This is a genomic window from Hymenobacter montanus (assembly GCF_014699115.1).
In the GTDB taxonomy this organism is placed as follows: Bacteria; Bacteroidota; Bacteroidia; order Cytophagales; family Hymenobacteraceae; genus Hymenobacter; species Hymenobacter montanus.
Genome location: NZ_JACXAD010000015.1, coordinates 21,528 through 45,829, shown reverse-complemented (window position 1 = coordinate 45,829; position 24,302 = coordinate 21,528). Strand labels below are relative to the sequence as shown.

Here is a 24,302-nt window from a genome sequence, read left to right as displayed (position 1 = left end):
GGGAAGCGACAAAACTAGCATCTTTGACTCGTGCTTGGCTCCGGTTCTTCCCAGTTGGTGGTATTGCTGGCTTCCGTTTTGAAACCGGTTGACGATACCCGCATGCGGGGCAAGTTTGCTCACACCCTCATCAGCCGGCCCCATACCCGGGTTCACGTGGCCGGGCGCGGGCGGCCGGGCCCCACTGGTCCAGCTCCAATGGCAGCGCCGGGGGTTTATCAGCACGGCATTTTTCAGGGTACCCGGCTCAGTTGGGGCCGCTTGGCCGCGCAGTGGCGGTACTGGCGGCTGCTCCGGCGAGTAGCGCCCGCGGTGGTGATCGTGCACGCCCCGGAGCTGCTACCCCTCACCTTGTTATGGCGGGCGCTGGGCCGGCGACGAACGTTCCTGTACGACATCCGCGAAAACTATGCGCTCAACGTGGCCACCCAACGCGTGTACTCGGGCCTCACCCGCCGCGGGCTGGCCGCGGGCCTGCGGTGGGTGGAAAGCCTGGCCGCCCGACGCGCGGCCGGTGTGCTCCTGGCCGAGCAGAGCTACGCCGATGAGCTGCCCTTCTTGCAAAAAGTCCCGGCCGGCCGGGTTGTAGTCCTCGAAAACAAGTACCAGCCGGCTCCCGGCGAAGCGCTGCCAGCCCGGCCGCCGGGCCCGCTCCTTCCCGAGGTGCCCCTGCGGCTGCTCTATTCTGGCACCATCTCGGAGCTCAACGGCGTGTGGGAAGCCATCGCCCTGACCGCCGCATTGCGCCGGGCCTGGCCGGGGGGCGCGCAGCTGACCATCATCGGCTTTTGCCAGCAGCCGACGCTCCTGGGGCAGCTGCGGGAAGCGGTCAGCCAGCACCCGGCGTGGCTGACGCTGATTGGCGGTTCCGAGCCCGTGCCCCACGCTCGGATAGTGGCCGAGATCAGGCGCAGCCACCTCGGCTTATTGCCGTACCGGCCCCACCCCAGCACGGAACGCTGCCGGCCCACGAAGCTGTTCGAATACTTAGCGCATGGGCTGCCCATCATTGCCTCCCCCAACGCGCTCTGGCAGTCGCTGCTCGACACCCACGGGGCGGGCCTGTCGCTTGACTTCGCGGCCCCCGTTGATGGGGCCGCGCTCGCGGCCCGGCTGGCGAGGGGTAACTTCTACCCCGCTGGGATGCCAACCGATGTTGTGTGGGCAGAAGAAAGCAAAAAATTGTGGCTTTTGCTGGATTCTCTCTTTTAACGTGCCACCTTTGCCCCCATTTTGCGCGTAACGCTCAGCTTTGGCCCCCTGGGCAGCGTTGCTAGCTCTTACCTCACTCCGCATCCTCACTTTACTTTCCATCGTTCATGGCAACTTTACGTCATTCTTTCATTGCCGGAGTCGGCCACTACGTCCCCAGCCGGGTAGTTAAGAACGTCGAGCTGGAGTCGATGATGAACACGTCCGATGCCTGGATTCAGGAGCGGACCGGCATTCAGGAGCGGCGCTGGTTTGAAGAAGGCAAGGACACCACGGCCAACATGGGGGCCCATGCCGCCCGCAAAGCCCTGGCAATGGCGGGCGTCGGCCCGGACGATGTGCAACTGATTGTCTTCGCCACCCTCTCGCCCGACTATTTCTTTCCCGGCTCGGGCGTGCTGCTGCAACGCGAGTTGGGCATGACCAATAACGCACCGGCGCTGGACGTCCGCAATCAGTGCTCGGGCTTTATCTATGGCCTGTCGGTGGCCGACCAGTTTGTGCGCACCGGCATGTACGACACCGTGCTGGTGGTGGGCTCAGAAATCCATTCCTCCGGCCTCGACAAGTCGCCTGAGGGCCGGGGCGTGTCGGTCATCTTCGGCGACGGCGCCGGGGCCGTGGTGCTGCGGCCCAGCCCCGGCGAGGGTCAGGGCATCCTGAGCACGCACCTGCACGCCCAGGGCGAATTTGCCGAGGAGCTCATCGTGAAAGAGCCCGGCTCGAACCGCGATAACCGCGTGCAGCACATCCTCGAGAGCCGGGCCGACCTCTACCCTTACATGAACGGCCAGAACGTGTTTAAACACGCCGTGGTGCGCTTCCCCCAGGTAATTAAAGAGGCCCTCGACCAGAACGGCTACCAGCCCACCGACATCGACCTGCTCATTCCGCACCAGGCCAACCTGCGCATCACCCAGTACGTGCAGCAGAAAATGGGGCTGTCCGACGATAAGGTCTTCAGCAACATCCAACGCTACGGCAACACCACCGCCGCCTCCGTGCCCATTGCCTTGAGCGAGGCCGTGCAGGAAGGGCGAATCAAGCGGGGCAACCTGGTATGCCTGGCCGCCTTCGGCAGCGGCTTTACCTGGGCCTCGGCGCTGTTGAAATTTTAAGCGCTACTCTTCTACCGCTGGATGGGTATTTTTGCAAGGATGAAGCGGTGGCTCCCTCTGCCTGCCGAATGCACTTTCAGCTGGCTTGGCCGGTCTCCAGGGAGTGAGCCCTTGGCTAATGGAGCAGGCTCCCGTTTGGTTTAAGCAGCGCTGGCGGGCCACGGACTAGTACAACACGGCCTTTCGCACCTCGTTTTGCAAAGCTGAATAGCTCACCAATACCTTGCCGCGCCATTGTAGAACTCCTGCCCTGAGCAAGTTTAGAGCACGTCATCCAGGTGCTTCTGCAGACTCGAAGTTGCCCCAACTTGGTTAGCATGACTCATTCCGCACTCGACATTCAACCGCCCAAACTACCCAGCCATACGGAGGAGAACTACCTCAAGGCCATCTACAAGCTGGCTGAGGCGGAGCCCGAAACCGTGGGGGTAAGCACTAACCGCATTGCCGCGGCCCTGGACACCCGCGCGGCCTCGGTGACCGACATGCTGCGCCGCCTGGCCGAGAAAGGCCTCCTGGCTTACGAGCGGTACCGCGGCGTGCAGCTCACCGTCGAAGGCCAGCGGCTGGCGCTGCTTACCATCCGCAAGCACCGGCTGTGGGAAGTGTTTCTGGTGCAGCAGCTCGGGTTCAACTGGGATGAAGTGCACGAGGTGGCCGAGCAACTGGAACACGTGCAGTCACCCCTGCTCATGCGCCGGCTCGACGCCTTCCTGGGCCACCCCGCCCTCGACCCGCACGGCGACCCGATTCCGGCCGAGGACGGGGCCATGCGCCGGCCCGCTCACCGCCTCCTGGCCGACTTGGGCGTAGGCGAGTGCGGCACCCTGGCCGCGGTGAAAAATACCTCGGCGCCCTTTCTGCAATACCTGGATAAGGTAGGGCTTCAGCTTGGCGCCCTGGTTGAAGTAGTGGATAAGGTTGGGTTCGATAATTCCTTTGAAATCAGAATTAATAGTCAGCGGCTAGCGTTGATATCCGCTGAGGTCAGCTGCAATTTATTCGTGACAGCGTGAGCCCTTACTGGTGCCGGCACGGTTGTCATAAGCAGCAGATTAAATACGAATCCAGGCAAGTCCTAAACCTAAGCCAACCGTGGTCCCAACCCTTTTTTCCGACACCATCGTCGCCTTGTCGACCCCACCGGGGGCCGGGGCTCTGGCGGTTATTCGCCTGTCGGGGCCGGCCGCTATGGGCATTACCGCGGCGGTTTTTTCGAAGCGGGGCCTGCCCGAGGCCGCGGGGCACACCCTGCATTACGGCACCTTGCGCGACCCCCAGGACGGCGCCATCCTGGACGAGGTGGTAGTGGCCCTGTACCGCGCGCCCCGGTCGTTCACCCGGGAAGACGTGGTTGAGATCAACTGCCACGGCTCCGACTACGTGGTGCGCCAGGTGCTGGCCCTGCTCCTGCGCCAGGGTGCCCGCCTGGCCGAAGCCGGGGAGTTCACCAAACGGGCTTTCCTGAACGGGGCCCTGGACCTGGCTCAGGCCGAAGCCGTCGCCGACCTCATCGCCGCCGACTCGGCCCTGAGCCACCGGGTGGCCCTCAACCAGCTGCGCGGGGGCTTTTCCCAGGAGCTGCGGGACCTGCGCGGCCGGCTCGTCAAGTTTGCCGCCCTGCTGGAGCTGGAGCTGGACTTTGGCGAAGAAGACGTGGAATTTGCCGACCGTCCGGGCCTGGCCCGGCTGCTGGCCGAAGTACGCGGCGTGGTTGCCGGCCTGCTGCGCTCGTTCGAGCTGGGCAACGTCATCAAAAACGGCATCACGGCAGTAATTGCCGGGCGGCCCAATGCCGGCAAGTCTACCCTGCTTAATGCCCTGCTGCGCGAGGAGCGCGCCATCGTCTCGGCTATTCCCGGCACCACCCGCGACTTCATCGAGGACGAAGTGAGCATGGAGGGCCTCCGGTTTCGCTTCGTCGACACGGCGGGCCTGCGCGACAACCCGGCCGACGAGGTGGAGGCCATTGGCGTGCGCCGCACCCGCCAACGTGTGCGCCAGGCGGCCCTGCTGCTCTACTTGTTCGACCTGTCCGAAATGAGCCCCGCCACCGTGCACGCCGAAATTCAGGAGTTGACGGCGGGCTTGGCCCTGCCCGTGCTGGCCGTGGGCAATAAAGCCGATTTAACCCCAGCAGCTTCCCAGGAAGCTTTTATTGCTGACTTTCAAGCCCACCAGCCCGGGTCCGCTACCCAGGTGCCGCTGGTGCTGATAGCCGCTGAGCAGCAGCGCGGGTTGGACAGCCTACAAACCGCTTTGCTGAGCCAGGTACGCGGTTCGACCCTGGAAAACACCGCCGCCGCCAGCATTGTCACCAACGTGCGCCACGCCCGGGCTCTGGAGACGGCCGCCGCGCACCTGGCGGCCGTGCAAGCCGGCCTCGACGCGGGAAGCGGCACGGAATTGCTGGCCGCCGACCTGCGCCATGCCCTGGCCGCCCTGGGCGAGATTACCGGGGAGATTTCCTCCGAAGACCTGCTCACGAGCATTTTCACTGAATTCTGCATTGGTAAATAGCTCTTGCAGCATCGGAAAGAAGGCGCCAGGTGGTCTTGGACCAGGCAGTAGAGTTGATCACCAACTGCTTCATGTAGTTCTTGTTGGCCCGGCAGCGCTCGAAATCATCATGTCAGGGCAGGTAGTAGGCAGGTCGCGGAGAACCACTATGCCATCTACCTTAATCGGCACGGTCAGGAGCAAACCGGCAGCGGACTTGGCGGTTTATATCGAACCTCAGCCCTGCTTTCGCGGTAGTAATGCCAGCGCAGGTGCCGAGAAAATTTCCCGGCTCGCGGCTTATGCGTTAGTTTCGCGCTGAACTTTCTCCTTCATCCCTCCCGCCCATGGCAGAATCTGCTGAACTAATCCTCGATGGCAAATCCATTAGCCTGCCCGTCATCGAAGGCACTGAACACGAAAAGGCGTTTGACATCGGCAAGTTGCGCGACCAGACCGGCTACGTAACCCTCGATTCGGGCTACAAGAATACCGGGGCCACGAAAAGCGCCATCACCTTTCTCGACGGCGAAGAAGGTATCCTGCGTTACCGGGGCTACCCTATTGAGCAGCTCGCCGAAAAGTCGAGCTTCCTGGAAGTAGCTTACCTGCTGATCTATGGCGCGCTGCCTACCCAGAGCGAGTTCGATAGTTTCCGCCACCAGATCACGCAGCACACCCTCATTCACGAGGACATTCGGAAGATTCTCGATGGCTTCCCCTCGTCGGCTCACCCCATGGGCATCTTGTCGTCGCTGGTGTGCTCGCTCACGGCATTCTACCCCAAGAGCATCGCGCCGGAAATCAGCAAGGAAGAGCTGAATCTGAACATTGTGCGCCTGATGGCCAAAATTTCGACCATCGCCGCCTGGAGCTACAAGAACTCGGTGGGCCACCCGCTCATCTACCCGCGCAACGACCTCGACTACTGCGCCAACTTCCTCTACATGATGTTCAGCTTCCCCACCGAGAAGTATGAGATCAACCCGGTGGTGGTGAGCGCCCTCAACAAGCTGCTCATTTTGCACGCCGACCACGAGCAAAACTGTTCGACCAGCACCGTGCGCCTCGTGGGCTCGGCCAACGCCAGCCTCTACGGCTCGGTTTCGGCCGGCATCAACGCCCTCTGGGGCCCCCTGCACGGGGGAGCCAACCAGGAAGTGGTGGAAATGCTCGAAGCCATTCAGGCCGACGGCGGCAACACCCAGAAATGGGTTGACAAAGCCAAGGACAAGAACGACTCGTTCCGCCTCATGGGCTTTGGCCACCGCGTGTACAAGAACTTCGACCCACGGGCCAAAATCATCAAAAAAGCCGCCGATGAAGTACTGAATGCGCTTGGCATCAACGACCCGCTGCTGAAAATTGCCGGCGAGCTGGAGCAAGCGGCCCTTACCGACCCCTACTTCGTCGAGCGTAAGCTCTACCCCAACGTGGACTTCTACTCGGGCATTATCTACCGAGCCCTGGGCATTCCGACCGAGATGTTCACGGTGCTCTTCGCCATGGGCCGCCTACCCGGCTGGATTGCCCAATGGAAAGAAATGCGTGAAAACAAGGAGCCCATCGGCCGTCCCCGCCAAATCTACACGGGCGAGCTCCAGCGCGACTACCAGGAAATCAGCGCCCGATAGGCACGTTTGTAAGCTGCTGGCGGCGGTTAAAAGCCCGAATCACCTTGGCGTGGTTCGGGCTTTTGAGCGCTTGCTTTTAGAAATGAGCGCCTAGAGCTGAGAACTTAGAGCACATATAGAGCGGTTCTCAAGTCCGTGTACCGTTTTTATAAGAATTAAGAATTAAGAATTAAAAAATGGACCAGCCGATTTTTAATTCTTCATTTTTAATTTTTAATTCTTTTCCGAAAACTGCTCTAAGGAGCCGGCTGGGGCTAAAATAAGGCAATGTTCTGAGCTCCAAGTTCTGAGCTCTAGCGAAGCAACCGGAGCAGCAACGAAGGCCAACCGCCAAACAAACCGGCTGCGGAGTTGCTCGCAGCCTCTCCCCCACTTCGTTAGGTCGAAATTGGTTCGGGATAGAGGCTGCGGGCAGCTCCGCAGGCTGGACTTTTCCTATTCTTTGCTAACTGCCCACCGACCTTAGTTCAGCCGGTGGGCGGTGAAGTTAGTGCGTAGCTTATTGTACGCCAGCAGTTGCTCGGGCTTAAGGAGGTTTATCAGGGCTATCTCGTAGCGCTCCTGAACGTCAGCCAGCTTATTATCGCGCTCCTCAGCACTGGCTCCGCTAAGCAGAATTTCCAGGTCGCGGCGCTGGGTGAGCATTTGCAGGTTCAGCTTCTTCACGGCCAGGTACTGGGCCTCGTTGAAATTAATGCGTTGCGCCAGGGCCCGGGTGAGCGTGGTGGCGCGGCTCATCATTGCTTTGGAGTAGAGGGCTTCGGTGGGGTCGTTAGCAGCGGTGGCGGGTGTGGACGCGTTAACCCCCGTAGCTAGGCAAATAGTCAGAAACAGATTTTTCATGGTTTGGGCTGATAGTGAAAATGTGAGTTGAGAGGCCAACGCTTAGCCGCTTGACCAATTCAAACCTAGGAAGAATATTCTTTTGAACAAAAAATACTTTTTATGTGACTTTTCTAATCAATAGATTTTTGTCAATTATCATAAATATCTGATCAATAAAAGAATGTGATCAGTACAGAAATAAATTCTTGAAGCAAAAAAAAAGCTCGCCAACGGGCGAGCCATATTTATTTACGTGCCAATCCTATTATATTTTCACTTATCTAAAGCCTCACTTTAAGTGCCAGACTTAGGTTTCGCCTTTGGTGGGCCGGATTGCACTTTGCTAACCGGTCGGTTGCTTCACAGAATATGCAGCTCAATGCGGCGGTTAAGCTGGCGGTGGGCCTCCGTATCATTGGCCGCCAGCGGATGGGATTCCCCGTAGCCTTTGGAGTGCAGGCGAGAGGAAGCAATTCCGTGGCTTGACAAGTACTCCACGACTGCCTGGGCACGGCGTTGCGATAGCTGCAAGTTAGCTTCCGGCTTGCCCACGTTGTCGGTGTAGCCCGAGACCTCGATTTGAACTTCCTGGTATTGCTGTAAAAACTCAACCAGGCGGTTTAGCTCCGTACGCGACTGCGGCTTGAGGTCGTATTTATTGGTATCGAAGAACAGGTTATTCAGCACCACGCTCCGCCCCGAGCGCACGGGCTCCAGGTAAATATCGAGGGTAAGCGGGTTGAAAGTGTGCTGACTGGAGTAGTCAAAGTTGAGGCTTTTGAGCAAGTACTTGTCGGCCGCCGCGTACATGGCGTAATGATGGCCTTCGTTGAGCACCACGGTATAATCGCCCTCCACGGGATCGGAGGTCACAAATTGCGTCATCACGTCCGTATCGACGTCGTAGAGCTTGACTTCCGCCTTCAGGGGTTTCTTGGTAACCGCGTCGAACACCCGGCCCTGGGTGTAGGTGCTGGTCTCGCGGGCCTTGACGACGGCCGGTACGACGAAGCTGAACAGCTCCACGGGCCGCTCCCGAATGATGCGCGAGCCCGCGGGCGGCTCGTCGGTAGCCCGGCTCCGGGAGCAGAAGCCTTTTTGATTATCGGAGGCGATAAACAGCGAAGCTTCGTTTTCAAACGTGTTCAGGGGATAGCCCAGGTTGCGGGGCTCGCTCCACTTACCGGTCGGGTCTTTTTCGCAGCGAAAGACGTCGAGCCCGCCCATGCCCACCAGCCCATCGGTGACGTAGTAGAGCGTGGTGCCGCTGGCGTGAATGAACGGGGCCATGTCCTTGCCCACCGTATTTACGGGAGTGCCCAGATTTTGTGCGGCGCTCCAGGTACCATCGGGCCGCAGGGTGGTGACGTAGATGTCTTCTTGGCCTTGCCCCCCGCGGCGGGTTGAGGTAAAGTACAGCGTCCGCCCATCGGCCGAGAGCGAGGGCTGTGAGTCCCACTCCGGGGAGTTGACGTTGATGCCCAGATTAACGGGGGCACTCCAGTTGTTGCCCGTGCGGCGCGAGATGTACAAGTCGCAGTTACCAATGGCTTTGGGCCGGTCGCAGGACGCAAAAACCAGGGTCTTACCATCGCCGGAGATAGAGCCGGCGCCTTCGTTGTAGCTGGTGTTGATGGCCGGTGAGATCGGCTGCGGCGCGCCCAGCGAGCCGTCTTTGTTCTGCCGGCTCACAAACAAGTCTTCGCCGCTGCTGGCGGCCGGGCGGCCGGTAAACAGCAGGAAGCGGTTGTCGGCCGTGAGGGCGGGGAAATACTGAAATTTAAAGCTGTTCATCGGCGCGGCCAAGGGCACGGGCGCCTCGCCGACGGGTTGCTTAATGGCATTGAGGGCGAACTCGCAGGTTAGCATCTGCCGCTGCGACTTGGCCATGTTGCGCTGCGTTTTGGGGGCCACTTTCATGAGCTGCCGGTAAGCATCAAGGGCGGTCTGGTACTCGCCGTAGCTCAGGGCCAGGTCGCCCAGCAACTGGTAGTCTGAAGCGTGCCCCGCGTCGAGCGGCACTTTGGCCAAGCCGCTGCGGTAGGCTGCCAGCGTGCCCCGGTTGTCGCCAATGGCCTTGAGCAAAGAGCCTTTCAGCAAAAAAGCTTCGCCGAACGAGGGGAACTTCTCGTTGAGCTGGTTCAGGGTTTCGATGGCCTTGATAAAATCCCGCTCCTTAATATGTTGCTGCGCCTTCTGGAGCAGGTTGCGGGCCTTGGTGTTGGTGGGAGTTTGTACTTTAACCGGGAGCTGACACCAGGCCGTTTCCGTGCTGGCCATCCAAAGCAAAAGCATTAGCACGAGGCGAAACGCCCCCAACACTGATATACAACGCATTGTGTAAACTACGGAATGTCAAGATATTTATGAGTCTGCAGCGAAACCTGCCAGCGCGGGTGCCGCTTCACGTATTCCACTAATTCGGGCGTCATGCGGGCGGCCCGGCTCCATTCAGGTTGTAGATATAAACGCGTGTGAGCCGGTACCAAGGCCGCATGGCTCTCGGCCCAGGCAAAATCGTGGCTATTAAACACGACAACTTTCAGCTCGTGGGCGGCCGCCATTACTTCGGGCAGCGGAGCTTTGAATTTTTTGGGCGAAAGACATACCCAGTCCCAGGTGCCGGACAGCGGATGCGCGCCCGAAGTTTCGAGCCAGGTGCGGCAGCCGGCCGCTCGCAGGGCGGCCGTGAGCGGGCCCAGGTCGTGCATGAGCGGCTCGCCACCGGTAATGACCACCTCGCGGCCGGGATGAGCCAGTACGGCCTCAACCAACTGCTCGACGGATTGGCGCGGGTGCGCATCGGCATCCCACGACTCCTTCACATCGCACCAGTGGCAGCCCACGTCGCAGCCGCCCAGCCGAATAAAGTACGCGGCCCGGCCAGTATTATAGCCTTCGCCCTGAATGGTGTAAAACTGCTCCATCACGGGCAGCAGGCCAGTTTCGGAGGGGGCAGCCGCATCAGTTAGCGCAGGAATCTCAGTGGAGGAGTAGCTCACAGGCATCATAACAAAAAGCATCAGGAGACGAAGCTACCCAAACGCGAGCAAGAAGGCGCACCGTTCCCAGGGCCAGACTTTAAAAGTAAGGCCCAGTTGGGCTTTAACCAAATATTCCTAAAAATTCAATTCAACCTACGCGGGTAGATTTCGCCTTTGGCAGCGCGTAAAGTATTCAATAGCAGCATGGCAATGGTCATTGGGCCCACTCCACCGGGCACCGGCGTAATGGCGGACGCCAGCGGAGCTACCTCGGCAAAATTCACGTCGCCCTTCAGAGAGTACCCACTCTTTTTGGTCGCGTCCGCTACCCGGGTGGTGCCCACGTCGATTACCACGGCCCCGGGCCGCACCATATCGGCCGTCACAAACTCGGGCCGGCCAATAGCCGCCACCACAATATCAGCTGTCCGACAAATCTCAGCCAGCTTTTCGGTGCGCGAATGACATAAAGTAACGGTGCAGTTGGCGTTATCTAAGTTCTTAGCCAGTAAAATGCTAACTGGAGTACCAACGATGTTGGAACGGCCAATTACGACGCAGTGCTTGCCGCTGGTTCGGATGCCTTGCCGGCTCAGCAGTTCCACAATGCCGGAGGGCGTGGCGGGCAGTAGCGCAGGCAGTCCGGCCACCATCCGGCCGAGATTCATGGGGTGAAACCCATCCACGTCTTTCTCGGGCCGAATGGCTTCAATAACTTTTTGGGGACTGATGTGGGCCGGCAGTGGCAGCTGCACGATGAAGCCGTCAATCTCCGGGTCGTGGTTCAGCTCGTCCACTTTCGCCAGCAGCTCCGCCTCGCTGATGTCGTCTTCGTAGCGCAGCAGCGTGGACGCGAAGCCGACCCGCTCGCAGGCCAGGACCTTGTTACGCACGTAGGTTTCGGAGCCGCCGTCGTGGCCCACGAGAATGGCGGCCAAGTGCGGCACCTTAGCGCCCGCGGCTTTCAGGGTTACCACTTCGGCGGCGATTTCGGCCTTGATGTCTTCGGCGATTTGCTTGCCATCGATGAGATGGGACGAGGTAGTAAGGGGTATGGCGGAGAGGTTCATGGTTGTGTTATCTTTTTTGGGGGTATTGATATATCCTGAAACATCGCTAGCTTAGCGGCCGTAAGGGTTTTCATTTTTTCATCTCTCTCAGTCATCCCATGCATTATTTTCTCAACGCTCTTAAAACCAAGTACGCTGACTTCAACGGCCGGGCCCGTAGGGCCGAGTTTTGGTATTTTATGCTGTTCAACGCCATTATTAGTTCAGTACTAGGGTATATCGGTGCCTTGATCTTTAATACGGCGTGGCTATCTAACCTTTACTCCTTGGTTGTATTCATTCCTGGCACTGCCGTAAGTATTCGCCGGATGCACGATGTGGGCAAAAGTGGCTGGTTCATACTCATTCCGATATACAACCTCATTCTGGCCGCCACGGAGGGCACCCGTGGTCCTAATGAGTACGGCCCCGACCCCAAAAATGTCAGCGTTGGCAACGACCTGATCAATCCCACGATTTAACTCACAAATTATTGCCCAGGCCCTTTTAGCCTGTGGCGGATCGGAATAAGAAAAAGGCGACTTTCCGAAAGGAAGTCGCCTTTTTCTCTTAATCAATTTTGAGCACGGCCAGGAAAGCTTCCTGCGGGATTTCGACCGAGCCCACGGAGCGCATTCGTTTCTTGCCTTCTTTCTGCTTTTCGAGCAGCTTGCGCTTACGGCTGATGTCGCCGCCGTAGCACTTGGCAATTACGTTTTTGCGGAGGGCCTTTACGGTTTCGCGGGCGATAATCTTCTGACCGATCGACGCTTGAATGGCAATGTCGAACATCTGGCGCGGCAGCAGCTCGCGGAGCTTTTCGCACAGGCGGCGGCCCCAGTCGTAGCTCTTGGAGCGGTGCACGATGGCCGACAGGGCGTCGACCTTCTCGCCGTTCAGCATCACGTCCAGCTTCACCATGTCGGATTCCCGGAAGCCAATCAGCTCGTAGTCGAGCGAGGCGTAGCCCCGGCTGATGGACTTGAGCTTGTCGAAAAAGTCGAATACGATTTCCGACAGCGGCAGCTCAAAGCTCATCTCGACCCGCTCCGAGGTAAGGTACGACTGGCCCTTGATGAGGCCGCGCTTGTCCATGCACAGCGTGATGATGGGGCCCACGTACTCCGAGGCCGTAATAATCTGGGCCTTGATGTAGGGTTCCTCGATGCTTTTAATCAGGTTGGGCTCCGGCATCTCGGAGGGCGCGTTGATGGTCAGCAGTTGGTCTTTGGTGCCAATGGCGTGGAACTGCACGCTGGGCACCGTGGTGATGACCGTCATGTTGAACTCGCGCTCGAGGCGCTCCTGCACGATTTCCATGTGGAGCATGCCCAGGAAGCCGCAGCGGAAGCCAAAGCCCAGCGCCACCGAGGTTTCGGGCTCCCACACCAAGGAGGCATCGTTGAGCTGCAGCTTCTCCATGCTGGAGCGCAGCTCTTCGTATTCGGTGGTGTCGACCGGGTAAATGCCGGCAAATACCATGGGCTTCACGTCGGCAAAGCCTTGAATGGCTTCCGGGGTCGGCCGGTTTACGTGGGTGATGGTGTCGCCCACCTTCACCTCGCGGGCTTCCTTAATGCCCGAGATGAGGTAGCCTACGTTTCCGGCGCGCATCTCGGGGCGCGGCTCCTGGTTGAGGCCCAGGATGCCGATTTCGTCGGCGCCATACTCTTTGCCCGTCGCCATGAAGCGAAGCTTGTCGCCCTTGCGCATGGTGCCGTTCTTGATGCGGAACAGCACCTCAATGCCGCGGTAGGAGTTGAACACCGAGTCGAAAATCAGCGCCTGCAGCGGGCCATCGGGGTCGCCCTTGGGAGCGGGCACCCGCTCGCAGATGGCGTTGAGGATGGCTTCGATGCCGATGCCGGCCTTGCCCGAGGCGTGGATGATGTCTTCGGGCTTGCAGCCGATGAGGTCCACAATTTCGTCGGTCACTTCCTCCGGCATGGCGTGCGGAAGGTCAATTTTGTTGAGCACCGGAATAATCTCCAGGTCGGCCCCAATGGCCAGGTACAGGTTGGAGATGGTCTGGGCTTCGATGCCTTGCGAGGCGTCCACAATTAGCAGGGCGCCTTCGCAGGCGGCAATGCTCCGGCTTACTTCGTAGCTGAAGTCGACGTGGCCGGGGGTATCAATCAAGTTGAGCGTATACACCTCCCCCTGGTACGGGTACTGCATCTGGATGGCGTGGCTCTTGATGGTGATGCCCCGCTCGCGCTCCAGGTCCATATTATCGAGCAGCTGGGCCTGCATGTCGCGCTTAGCCACGGTGCTGGTAAACTCCAGTAGCCGGTCGGCCAAGGTGCTTTTGCCGTGGTCGATGTGGGCAATGATGCAAAAATTGCGGATATTCTTCACAGAGGACGGTTTTTCAGTCTGCGAAGGTACGAACCACGCGGCGCAAAAGCCAGCCCCACCGGTTTAACCGCCCCTAACCGAACCCCTACTATTGCGCCCAAGTGCTTAGTTTTGTCGACGGCCCCTTCGCCCGGCCTGCCCAGTTCCCCCATGCAATCAGAAATTACCCCCCAGCTCGATACTTCTTTACAAACTGATAAGCAGAAGTTTCTGATTTCGATGCTCAACGGGACGGCCGTGTACGTTTTGGCCTACTACTTCGTGTGGGGGGTGCACCAGATTATGCAGGCGCAGTTGTCACGGTTTTTCCATCTGCGGGGCACTTGGGACCCGAGCCGGATCGCGTACACCCTGGCGGCCGTGGAGTGGTGGCCCCTGGGCCTTATTACCATCAACAGCATTGGGCCCCTGGTGTGCCTGCTGGTGGGGATAGCGGCCTTTTTATGGTACTGGCGACGTGGGCGAGCCCAGCGGGGTCAGTTCAAGCTACTGCTCTTGTGGGTGGCCTTTCACAGCTGCAACGTGGTATTCGGCGCGCTGCTGACCGACACGTTCCTGAAAACCGGATTTTGGCACGTGTCGGAGTGGGTTCTCCAAATGGGAAACACCGCGAACGTGCTCGTGGCGCTGCTGGCCGGCCTCCTGCAGGCGGGACTGGGCTACATAGGCTCGGTGGCATTTTTACAGGCCCACGACTCCATAACGGTGATGCGCCTGGAAAACCGGCGGCTGATGGTGATGTTTACTCTCATCATCCCCTGGCTGGCGGGCAGCATTTTTATTGCCCTGTCGAAGCTTTTCTACTTCTCGCTTTATGAGGGCCTACACCTAATGGCCATGGGCGTGCTGGTGATACCCACGGCGCTGGGCTCGCTCAACGAAGAATTCTCGTCGACGGTGAACCGGCCTCGGCCTACCTACGTGGTCTGGGGCCTGGTGGGCTTAGCCGTGATAGTGGCAGTAGCGTGGCGGCTGGCTTTAACTCCGCCAGTGGTGTTCAAATAATGGGTGGTAAGATCAGCCTAAACGAGCGTCGGGTTGCTGTACAGAGTGGTTATGGGGTGGGTCGAGGCAGCCGAAAGGACGTCATGGGACCCGGTGGGACTGTACTTCGGTAAAGCAGGCCCTGGTTCGCTCATAGCGGCGAAGCCAAAAGAGAGCCAGACCCTAGGTAAACGGACCGAATAAGGTGCTAAGCGGCCCTATGCTGCGCTGAACGTTGGCTTCATTGATGCGAGAAGTGCCGCCGGTCCGGATTCCAACCCCGGCAGCCGACAGTTCATCGACTGCTAAAATTTTCCCGGATCTGACGTCCCAAATTCGGCCGCCGGCCGACAACTTTCTTCTTGTGGTCAGCCCCAGACCAAGAGGTCTTGCGCCTCAACGTTTGCCTTTCCTGGTAGTTGACTCCGACCAGCGCCCTCCACTCCTCTCTGGGCAGTCTCGTCGCACTGGCATTTTTCCCCTACATTACTAGTAAAATTTTCAGAAGTTGATAGTCTAATTTATTTGGCTACTTTGCGCTCAAATGCCAGCTTAGCTTAGTGATTCTGCTGTATGATTTCTTATTCTGAAGATCAGGCACGCGCCTTCGTGACCGATGCGGGCACTTTACAACGCGGGCAGCAGTTGGCTCAACCCGCGAAATGGGGCAACCTGGGCCGGACCGAGTCCAGCGCCTGGGGAGAATGTGCTGGCAGTGGTTCCAAGCCGTACCTCACGGGCATCGACTTAAGCGAGCCGGCGTTCAAGTGCTCCTGCCCCAGCCGGGTTTTTCCGTGCAAACACGGGGCCGGCTTGCTTTTGCTGCTGGCCCGTCAGCCCCCGCTTTTTGCGGCTAACACTCCGCCGGCCTGGCTGGAGGAATGGTTAAGCAAACGCCAGCAAGCCCAGGGCAAGAAAGTTGACAAGGTGGTAATGGCGGTAGCCAAAGCCGCCGAATCGGCTTCCGCTACGCCGCAGCCTGATTCTGCTACTGATTCTTCGGCCTCCCCAGCTGCCGCGGCGGGGCCGGGCGGCGAGGTTTCGGCGGCCCGTCTGGTGCGCATGACTCAGGGCGTGGACGACCTCGAAGTATGGCTGCTCGACCTGGTACGCAACGGCCTGGCGACCCTGGACCAGCAACCGGGGAAATTTTGGGAAGACCAGGCGGCCCGGCTAGTCGACAACCAGCTACCCGGCCTGGCGGGCATGGTGCGCGAGCTGGCCACCCTGCGCCACGCTCATGCCGACTGGCCGGCCCGCCTGCTGGCCCGCCTGGGCGAGCTGTACTGGCTGGTGCGGGCCTTTCAAAACCGCGAGCAGCTCCCGCCGGCTACGGGCCAGGAAGTGCTGCAGCAAGTAGGCGTTACCATCAAGAAAGAAGAGCTACCGGGCTACACGGCACCAGTAACTGATGAATGGTGGGTGCTGGGCCAGTTCACCTGGGACGAGGACCGGCTCACGGCTCGTCGCAGCTGGCTGCGGGGCCAGGCCACCGGTCGCTATGCGCTGGTGCTAGAGTTTGCTTTTGGCAGCCAAACCTTTGCCACACCCTTGGTGCCGCAAGGGCGTTACACCGGGGCCTTGCTGTTTTATCCCGGCCCGCTGCCTATGCGGGCCACGCCCGTGGCCCTGACCTATACCAATGCTGCTCCGGCTCAAGCGGCGCCGCCCGCCCGCCGGCCCAGCCAGCTCCTGAACGACTACGCCGACGCGCTGGCCCGGCAGCCCTGGCTGCGCGAATGGCCCGCCACCGTGGCCCAGGTCGTCCCCACCCGCCAGCCCGACGGCCGCTGGGTGCTGCACCACCCCGAAGATGGCGCGCTGCCCCTGCGCTTCGCCGACGATACGGCCGCCTGGCAATTGCTGGCCGAAAGCGGGGGCCAGCCGCTCACCCTATTTGGCGAGTGGGACGGCCGGGCCTTCCGCCCCCTGAGTAGCTGGCCCACGGCGGCCGAAGCGGCATTAAGCAGCCACGAGCCAGCGGGCACTTTTTCGTCGGCAAACGAGACTTCGGCCGCCGAATCGGCGGACGTTCCGCTCCCTTCCGCGGCCCAGCTCCTGCGCGTAGCCCTGCTGGGTACCCGGCAGAGCGGAGAAAACATCACGGATATTCCCTCCATTTCGATTCCATCCGACGGGCCCGAACAACGGCTCCTGCTGGCGGCCGGCACCCTGGCCCTGGTGCAGAAAGCCGGCTTCCTGGCTCCGCCGGCTACTACCCTGCCCCCGGCTCCGGCCCCACCCGAAACGGCGGAACCGCTGGGCCCCCTCGGCGCGGAGTGTTTTCGGACGCTGCTGACCAGCAACCGCTACTCGGCTTTCCGCACGGATTACTGGACCAAGCTGAGGCAGCACCGCCGCCTGGTGCCCCCGGCGCTGTTGGTGGCGGCGCTCAACCACGCGGAACTGCGGTCGCAGCTGCCGGACCCTCCATCGGCAATTTTGGGGGAGCGGGGCCACTGGCTGGCGCAGCAAAACCCGGAGTGGCAGCCGGTGCTGGCCAAGGCGCAGCCCTCGCAAGACCCGGCTACCTGGGAAACGGGGACGCTGGCCGAACGCCGCGCCTTCCTTCAGCAACTGCACCAGTCCGACCCGGAACAGGCCCGCCAACTGCTAACGGCCGCGCTGCCCGCCGAGCGGGCAGCCACCCAGGCGGCCCTACTCGGCGAGTTGGAGCCCAACCTGACGGCGGCCGATGAGCCGCTGCTGGAAACCTACCTCGGGGCCAAAAGCAAGGAGGTGCGGCAAGCGGTAGTGCACTTGCTGGTACGGCTGCCCAACTCGGCCCTCGTGGAGCGGCTGTGGCAACGTGCGACGCCGTTGCTCACGCTGAAGCGCCCTCTAATAGGCCGCAACAAGCTGGAAATAACCTTGCCCGAAGGATGGACCAAAGCCTGGCTGACTGATGGCATTGAGCAGAAAGACGACCGGTTCGAGGGCGGCGAGCGGGCCGGCTGGCTGGGGCAGTTGCTCTCGCTGCTGCCGCCCAGCCGCTGGGCAACCCACCTGCAGGTGTCGGCCGAGGAGCTGCTGACCCTGGCCCAAGCCACCGACTGGTCGCGCCTGCTCCTGAGGGCCTGGGCGCGGGCCGCGTACCTGCACCAGGATAAGGCCTTTGCCGCACCGCTGCTGCTGCGCCATTTCGCGCAGGTCAACCTGCTTTATCAACCGAAAGCTGCTCACTTGACCGAGGTGCTTAGCCCAGAAGAGAAAATAGCGCTACTAACAACTGATATGGTGCACAAACCACTGTTTCATGCCCTTAGCGAAGAAGAGAAAATAGCGCTGTTGCGGCGTATGCTACCCCTCAAGGAGTCACCTTTCGTCTTGCTCGACATGCTAAACTTCATCTACGCACCCTGGCCCGCAGATATTGTCAGCGCGGCCCTCCACTGCATTGCCGACGGGGTGGCACCCATTGTGACTAATTCCTACGGCGAGCCGCACCAGCGCCTCAGCTCGCTGCTGTCCCGGCTGGCCATCCAGGTACCGGAAGCCCTGGCTGCCCAGTGCACGACGGCGCTCCGCCCCGTCGGCGATACGCACACGCTCGTCGCTCCGCTAATCGAGCAGTTTATTGATTCGCTCCGCTTCCGCCAGCAACTCACCGCTAGTTTAACTGAACCCTCCACCGCTTCGCTCGTCTAACTCATGGCTTCTCCCCTTCCCACCGAATTACTCCGCCCGCACGCCGAAGACCTTTACGCTGAAGAACTAGCGGCCCTGAAAGCCGTTGACGACCGGCCCAAGCCGCCCAAGTGGCAGCTCTCGCCCTGGGCCGTAGTTACTTACCTGTTGGGCGGCAAGCTGGACAATGGCTTTGCCATTGAGCCCAAGTACATCGGCCAGCGGCGGCTGATGGAGATTGCCGTGGCCACCCTGGCCACCGACCGCGCCCTGCTCCTGCTGGGCGTGCCGGGCACGGCCAAAAGCTGGGTATCGGAGCACCTCACCGCCGCTATTAGCGGGCATACCAACCTGCTGGTGCAGGGCACGGCCGGCACCGCCGAAGATAGCATGCGCTACTCCTGGAACTACGCCCGGCTGCTGGCGGAGGGCCCGTCGATGGGGGCCCTCGTGCCCAGCCCGCTTTATAAAGGCATGGAATCGGGCCAGCTGGTGCGCATCGAAGAGCTCACCCGCATTCCCTCCGACGTGCAGGATACCCTGCTGACCATGCTCTCGGAAAAGGTGCTGCCCATCCCCGAGCTGAGCACTGAAATTCAGGCCACGCAGGGCTTCAACGTCATTGCCACGGCCAACGACCGCGACCGCGGCGTGAACGAGCTGAGCAGCGCCCTGCGCCGCCGCTTCAACGCCGTGGTGCTGCCCCTGCCGGCTTCCTTGGCCGAGGAAGTGCACATCGTGCAGACGCGAGTGGCCAAGCAAGGCAAAGCCCTGCAGCTACCCGTGGAGGCCCCGGCGCTGGAGCAAATCAGCCGGTTGGTCACCATCTTCCGCGAGCTGCGCGCCGGCGTAACCGAGAACGGCAAAACCAAGCTGAAGTCGCCCACCGGCACGCTGAGCACCGGCGAGGCCATTTCCGTGATGAACTCCGGCCTGGCCCTGGCCGCTTACTTCGGCGACGGCAGCCTGCGCGCCCACGACCTGGCGGCGGGTCTTACTGGCGCCGTCATCAAAGACCCCGGGCCAGACCGGGTGGTATGGCTGGAGTACCTGGAAACCGTGGTAAAGGAGCGGGACGGGTGGAAGGATTTGTACCGGGCGTGCCGGGAGGTGGTGGAGTAATGGACAACACCGCAATTATAGCCCGCCTTCGTGAATTGGGTCCGTTACCTGATGATGGCACTTCCGGAATTGATACTTTTCCACTCAACGAATTTGATAGTCTTCTTCAAGAGCTCACGGAGCCTTTGGAAGTGCGGCATGCACTCGACCTTATTAATTTAGGTCCACCCGCTGATACCTCTAGTTACGAAGTTGAATGGGCTCTAGTTCATGCCGCAGAATCTATTTCTGCAGAAGCGCTGGGCGATATATTGCCGCTGGCTAATGACACAGAAGTCAAAAGAATAATAGAAATTCGTTTGGCCAACTACTACAAGAAACGAACATGAAAAGTCTTGAGACTGAGTTTACTTTAATTCGCCTCATCCCTAATCTTAATTAGATACTCTCCCGAGTAACTTGACATTCGACTTATATTAAAGCGAGATGACTTCATCAAATACCTGGAAGTAATAATTCCACTTGGCAAATCCGGAGCCGCGTGCCGATAGCCACTGGAATAATATCAAAGCTCGCCGTGGGCAGCTTAACTATCAACGGCATTCAAATCGGCAAAACCGGTTTAAATCGAGTTGTCCGTATTTCCTTTTTTCCTGCGACATCCTATTATGCTCTCCCATGGCTCCTTCAAGTACTCCAGCCCCCGACGCTGACCTTGAGTCATACTGGACTGCGGTCGCCAATATCATCCGAGAGCGGCCTTACGGGTCTGGCGGGGCCGACATTCGTCGGGGCACGAAGCATTTTGCGCCCGGAGCTAAGGTGTATATCATCGACTGGTACGCCGGGATGTGCGAACGTATTATCGTCGTTGGCTTGCATCGCAAATCCAAGAAATATATCCGACTGGTGATTGATGTAAAACTGGTTGAAAATGTTAGACCAAAACTTTGCTATACCCCAGCAGTCATCAAAAAAATAAAAGAGTATTATACACCCTCCCGACGAGAGTGGCTTACCCAGGAATTTGCCGAAAGAATCTGCAAGACCATCCCATATTGGCAACAGGAATTGAAAAAAGGAGCCGGTGCTTTTAAAGACCCTCCTGCTGCTTACGCCGACCCCAAATTTAGCAAAAAACATTCTTTTTTATCGCGACTTTGGATAGATATTAACTTTTTGTTGAAAAGCTAATTCAAGCCCATGCCCACCGACCTACGCCTCTTCGGCATTCGCCACCACGGCCCCGGCAGCGCCGCCAGTCTCCTGGCCGCCCTCGATGCTTTCCAGCCCGACATCGTGCTGCTGGAATGCCCGGCCGACGCCGAAGCGGCCCTGGCCACCGCCACCCACCCGGAGCTGCTGCCGCCGGTGGCCCTGCTGGTGTACAACCCCAAGCAGCAGGGTCAGGCCTCGTTCCTGCCCTTCGCCACATTTTCGCCGGAGTGGCAGGCCGTGCAGTGGTGCGCCCGCCACAACGCCCACGTACGCTGCATGGACCTGCCAATGGCCCTGCGGTTTGGCCTGCGTGAGGCAACTGAATTACTACCACCCGAAACCTCACCCCCCAGTCCGCTCTCCACAGAAGAGGGGGAGCCCGGGCTAGAGTCTGAGGCAGCTACATCAACAGAACAATCGTTAGGCTCCCCCTCTCCCCCGGAGAGGGGACCGGCCCCGCAGGGGTCCCGTGAGGCCCCCCTAGAAACCGACCCCGTCGCCTACATTGCCCAGCTGGCCGGCTACACCGACTCCGAGCAGTGGTGGGAAACCCACCTGGAACACGCCCCCGGCAACGCCGACACCTTCGCCGTGGTGCTGGACCTGATGACGGCACTACGCGAAGAGCTGGGCCGCCCCGAAACCGAAGAAACCCTGCTGCGCGAGGCCTTCATGCGCGAAACCCTGCGCGCCACCCTGGCCCAAGGCTACCAGCGGGTGGCGGTTGTGTGCGGGGCCTGGCACGCGCCGGTGCTGCGGGCCGAGTTGTTGAAAAAGGAAGATAAGGCCCGCCTGAAAGGGCTGAAAAAAGTACCGACTGAAACCACCTGGATTCCGTGGACCTACGAGCGGCTTTCCTTTAGCTCGGGCTACGGGGCGGGCGTGCTCTCGCCGGCCTGGTACGAGCTGCTGTTTGCCCAGCCCCGGGCGGAGGTGCTCACCCACTGGATGGTACAGGCCACGCGACTGCTGCGCGGGCAAGATGTGGATGCCTCCTCGGCCCACGCTATTGAAGGCGTGCGTTTGGCCGGGACCCTGGCCACCGTGCGCGGGCTGGCCCTGCCGGGCATCGACGAGCTGCGGGAAGCGGCCGTGGCCATCCTGGGCGGCGGGTATGCCGAGCCGCTGGCGCTGGTGCACAAAGAGCTGGTGATTGGCGAAAAGCTGGGTGAAGTGCCCGCGGGGCTGCCGGCCACGCCCTTACAGCAGGACCTGGCCCAGCAGCAAAAAGCGCTCCGCCTAAAGCCGGAAGCCTTGCCTAAGCCGCTGGACCTGGACTTGCGCCAACCGGCCCAGCTTGATCGTAGCCACCTGCTGCACCGCCTGCGCCTGCTCGACATCAACTGGGGCGAGCCGGAGGAGGTGTCGGGCAAAAGCGGCACCTTCCACGAAATCTGGCGCCTGCGTTGGGAACCCGAGTTCGCCCTGGCCATCATCGAAGCCGGCCGCTGGGGCAATACCGTACTGAGCGCCGCCGCCGCGCGCGCAACGGCCCGCGCCGCCGAAGCCACGACCCTGGAAGCCGTCAGCCAGGTGCTGGAACAGGCCCTGCGCGCCGACCTGGGCCCGGCCATTCCGGCGCTGGTGGCCCGGCTCGAAACCATCGGGGCCGACACCCGCGACGTGACCCACCTGCTGGCCGCCCTGCCCCCGCTGGTGCAGGTGCTGCGCTACGGCAACGTCCGCCGCACCGATACCGCCCAGGTGGCCCAGGTGGTGCAGCAGTTGGTGCCGCGCCTCTGCATCGGCTTGCCCGCCGCCTGCGTGGGCCTCGACTACGACGCGGCCCGCCCGCTACTGGCCCGCATCGAGGGTACCCACCAGGCCATTCGGCTCCTGCAGAACCCCGACCACGAAGCCGACTGGTACGCCGCCCTGGCGGCCGTGCAGCGGAACGCGGCCAGCAACGGCCTGCTGGCCGGGGCCGCCGCCCGCCTGCTCTTCGACGCCCAGCAGGCCGATGCCGACACCACGGCCACGGTGCTGGGGCTGGCCCTGGCTCCCGCCCAACCCACCGACTACGCCACCGCTTGGATCGAGGGCTTCCTGCGGGGCAGCGGCCTGCTGCTCATCCATCACCGCGAGCTTTTTGGCTTGCTCGACACCTGGCTCGGCAGCTTGGCTGAGGATACCTTCCGCGAAACCGTGCCGCTGCTGCGCCGGGCCTTTACCGACTTTTCAGTGCCCGAGCGGCAGCAACTGCTGGCGCTGGCGGGGCAGGATGCGGCCCGCCCAACGGCCCCTGATGCAATAGCGATTGACTGGGAACGGGGAAGACGAGTGCTGCCCGGGCTGCGGCAGTTGCTGGGGGCTCATTAGGCGCCCAAGTATTGTTTTTACACTTATCCGCCCCGACCTCGGGCACTTCTCGTACGCAACCTATGACCCAGGCTCCCACTGCCACCCGCTGGAAACTCGTACTAGGCAGCGCCGCCGATGCGGCCAATGCCGTGCCCCTGCCGCCCGACTACGGCCGGATGGACGACGTACTCACAGCCCTCTACGACGCCGACAAGAGCGAGCGCAAGGCCGGGCTGGGCGGCTCGGCCCCGCGGGTGAGTCGCTGGCTGGGCGATATCCGGGAGTACTTCCCCACCGAAGTAGTGGCCGTGATGCAGCAGGATGCCATGACTCGCCTGGGGCTGAACCAGTTACTGCTGGAGCCGGAAATACTACGCACGGTGCAGGCCGATGTGCACCTGGTGGGCACGCTCCTGTCGCTTAGCCGCGTGATGCCCCAGAAGGCCAAGGCCACTGCCCGCGATGTGGTAGCCAAGGTGGTGCGCGAGCTGGAAAAGAAGCTGGCGAATCCCTTGCGGCAGGCCGTGCAGGGCGCTCTGAGCCGGGCCGTGCGCAACCCTCGCCCCCGCTACCACGAAATTGACTGGGGCGCCACCATCAAAGCCAACCTGCGCCATTACCAGGCGGCCCATAAAACCGTGATTCCGGAGCGTCTGGTGGGTTTTGGCCGGCGCGGGCAGGCCCTGAAGGAGATTGTGCTGTGCGTCGACCAAAGCGGCTCAATGGCTTCGTCGGTGGTGTATGCGGGCGTGTTTGGCGCGGTGCTGGCCTCCCTTAAAGCGGTGAAAACCCACATGGTGGTGTTTGATACCGCCGTCGTGAACCTCAGCGAAAACCTCGCCGACCCCGTGGACCTGCTGTTTGGTGTGCAGTTGGGCGGGGGCACCGACATCAACTTGGCACTCACCTACTGCCAGCAGCTGATCACCCGGCCCACCGATACCATCCTGGTCCTCGTCACCGACCTTTACGAAGGGGGCAACGAGCGGGAAATGATTAAGCGCGCGGCGGCCCTGAAGGCCTCCGGGGTGAACCTCGTGGTACTCCTGGCGCTCAGTGATGACGGAGCCCCGAGCTTTGACCGCCGGGTCGCGGAGCAATTGGCGGCCCTGAGCATCCCCAGCTTCGCCTGCACGCCGGCCCGGTTTCCGGAGTTGATGGCCGCCGCCATTCAAGGGCAGAAACTGGAAGCCTAGTTTTGCGGGAGCCAGCTGTTGCACTACGGTGATCTTCGGCTCCACAGACGCCAGATAAGCAGGGTTGCCTAGTTGACACCGGTACTTTGGGATGATTACTTAAAAGCTTCGTAGTTCGAAATGAGTCGCTTAGCCTCATCTTACTGGGCCCGTGGCGGCGCTTTGCCAGCCTGCGCAAGTCATACTTCTAAGTCAAGGCTACTGCCTAGAGTACCCGATTTTGTTGTATCAGAGC

General features: G+C 60.7%; 18 protein-coding genes. 13 read left to right on the top strand and 5 right to left on the bottom strand.

The window, feature by feature from the left end:
- The first annotated feature begins 30 nt into the window (after positions 1-30).
- The 5 genes from IC235_RS13850 (at position 31) to IC235_RS13830 (ending at position 6,463) form a co-directional block, all read left to right on the top strand.
- On the top strand, positions 31-1,212 hold the full coding sequence (locus IC235_RS13850) for a glycosyltransferase (protein WP_191005780.1): 1,182 nt from the start codon (positions 31-33) through the stop codon (positions 1,210-1,212).
- Between the two features lie 107 nt (positions 1,213-1,319).
- Positions 1,320-2,330, top strand: coding sequence for a 3-oxoacyl-ACP synthase III family protein (locus IC235_RS13845; RefSeq protein WP_191005779.1), 1,011 nt, complete (start codon positions 1,320-1,322; stop codon positions 2,328-2,330).
- A gap of 317 nt (positions 2,331-2,647) precedes the next feature.
- Positions 2,648-3,346 carry a metal-dependent transcriptional regulator gene (locus IC235_RS13840; RefSeq protein ID WP_191005778.1) on the top strand — a complete coding sequence of 233 codons (699 nt, stop codon included), beginning with the start codon at positions 2,648-2,650 and terminating at the stop codon, positions 3,344-3,346.
- A 79-nt stretch (positions 3,347-3,425) separates the two neighbouring features.
- Entirely contained in the window at positions 3,426-4,850 is a 1,425-nt protein-coding gene (gene mnmE, locus IC235_RS13835; RefSeq protein WP_317173582.1) for a tRNA uridine-5-carboxymethylaminomethyl(34) synthesis GTPase MnmE, read from the top strand.
- A 326-nt stretch (positions 4,851-5,176) separates the two neighbouring features.
- Positions 5,177-6,463 carry a citrate synthase gene (locus tag IC235_RS13830; protein ID WP_191005777.1) on the top strand — a complete coding sequence of 429 codons (1,287 nt, stop codon included), beginning with the start codon at positions 5,177-5,179 and terminating at the stop codon, positions 6,461-6,463.
- 462 nt (positions 6,464-6,925) lie between these two features.
- Here IC235_RS13830 and IC235_RS13825 read toward each other — a convergent pair whose 3' ends face one another.
- From IC235_RS13825 to IC235_RS13810, 4 genes are all read right to left on the bottom strand, one after another.
- Positions 6,926-7,306: a hypothetical protein gene (locus IC235_RS13825; RefSeq protein WP_191005776.1), complete on the bottom strand. Its 381-nt coding sequence runs from the start codon at positions 7,304-7,306 to the stop codon at positions 6,926-6,928.
- Between the two features lie 342 nt (positions 7,307-7,648).
- Positions 7,649-9,625: an OmpA family protein gene (locus tag IC235_RS13820; protein ID WP_223847299.1), complete on the bottom strand. Its 1,977-nt coding sequence runs from the start codon at positions 9,623-9,625 to the stop codon at positions 7,649-7,651.
- Between the two features lie 8 nt (positions 9,626-9,633).
- Positions 9,634-10,215 carry a 7-carboxy-7-deazaguanine synthase QueE gene (locus IC235_RS13815; protein WP_223847308.1) on the bottom strand — a complete coding sequence of 194 codons (582 nt, stop codon included), beginning with the start codon at positions 10,213-10,215 and terminating at the stop codon, positions 9,634-9,636.
- 200 nt (positions 10,216-10,415) lie between these two features.
- Positions 10,416-11,342, bottom strand: coding sequence for a bifunctional 5,10-methylenetetrahydrofolate dehydrogenase/5,10-methenyltetrahydrofolate cyclohydrolase (locus tag IC235_RS13810; protein ID WP_191005775.1), 927 nt, complete (start codon positions 11,340-11,342; stop codon positions 10,416-10,418).
- Between the two features lie 98 nt (positions 11,343-11,440).
- Between IC235_RS13810 and IC235_RS13805 the strand changes: the two genes are divergently transcribed.
- A complete protein-coding gene (locus IC235_RS13805) occupies positions 11,441-11,803 on the top strand; it encodes a DUF805 domain-containing protein (protein WP_191005774.1) in 363 nt (120 codons plus the stop codon).
- A gap of 88 nt (positions 11,804-11,891) precedes the next feature.
- Here the strand turns inward: IC235_RS13805 and lepA are convergent, their stop codons facing one another.
- Positions 11,892-13,679, bottom strand: coding sequence for a translation elongation factor 4 (lepA, locus tag IC235_RS13800; protein WP_191005773.1), 1,788 nt, complete (start codon positions 13,677-13,679; stop codon positions 11,892-11,894).
- A 150-nt stretch (positions 13,680-13,829) separates the two neighbouring features.
- Between lepA and IC235_RS13795 the strand changes: the two genes are divergently transcribed.
- The 7 genes from IC235_RS13795 to IC235_RS13765 all read left to right on the top strand — a co-directional run bounded on the left by IC235_RS13795 (position 13,830) and on the right by IC235_RS13765 (position 24,067).
- Positions 13,830-14,684 carry a hypothetical protein gene (locus tag IC235_RS13795; RefSeq protein WP_191005772.1) on the top strand — a complete coding sequence of 285 codons (855 nt, stop codon included), beginning with the start codon at positions 13,830-13,832 and terminating at the stop codon, positions 14,682-14,684.
- Positions 14,685-15,236: 552 nt separating this feature from the next.
- Positions 15,237-18,311, top strand: coding sequence for an SWIM zinc finger family protein (locus IC235_RS13790; protein ID WP_191005771.1), 3,075 nt, complete (start codon positions 15,237-15,239; stop codon positions 18,309-18,311).
- 3 nt (positions 18,312-18,314) lie between these two features.
- Complete coding sequence (locus tag IC235_RS13785) at positions 18,315-19,412, top strand: ATP-binding protein (RefSeq protein WP_191005770.1); 1,098 nt, start codon at positions 18,315-18,317, stop codon at positions 19,410-19,412.
- Positions 19,412-19,741 (top strand): hypothetical protein, encoded by a 330-nt coding sequence (locus IC235_RS13780; protein ID WP_191005769.1) that lies wholly within the window; start codon positions 19,412-19,414, stop codon positions 19,739-19,741. The genes IC235_RS13785 and IC235_RS13780 overlap by 1 nt, the downstream gene beginning before the upstream one ends.
- A gap of 289 nt (positions 19,742-20,030) precedes the next feature.
- Positions 20,031-20,546, top strand: coding sequence for a hypothetical protein (locus IC235_RS13775; RefSeq protein ID WP_191005768.1), 516 nt, complete (start codon positions 20,031-20,033; stop codon positions 20,544-20,546).
- A gap of 9 nt (positions 20,547-20,555) precedes the next feature.
- Positions 20,556-22,889 (top strand): DUF5682 family protein, encoded by a 2,334-nt coding sequence (locus IC235_RS13770; RefSeq protein ID WP_191005767.1) that lies wholly within the window; start codon positions 20,556-20,558, stop codon positions 22,887-22,889.
- 62 nt (positions 22,890-22,951) lie between these two features.
- On the top strand, positions 22,952-24,067 hold the full coding sequence (locus IC235_RS13765) for a VWA domain-containing protein (RefSeq protein WP_191005766.1): 1,116 nt from the start codon (positions 22,952-22,954) through the stop codon (positions 24,065-24,067).
- Positions 24,068-24,302: the final 235 nt, after the last annotated feature.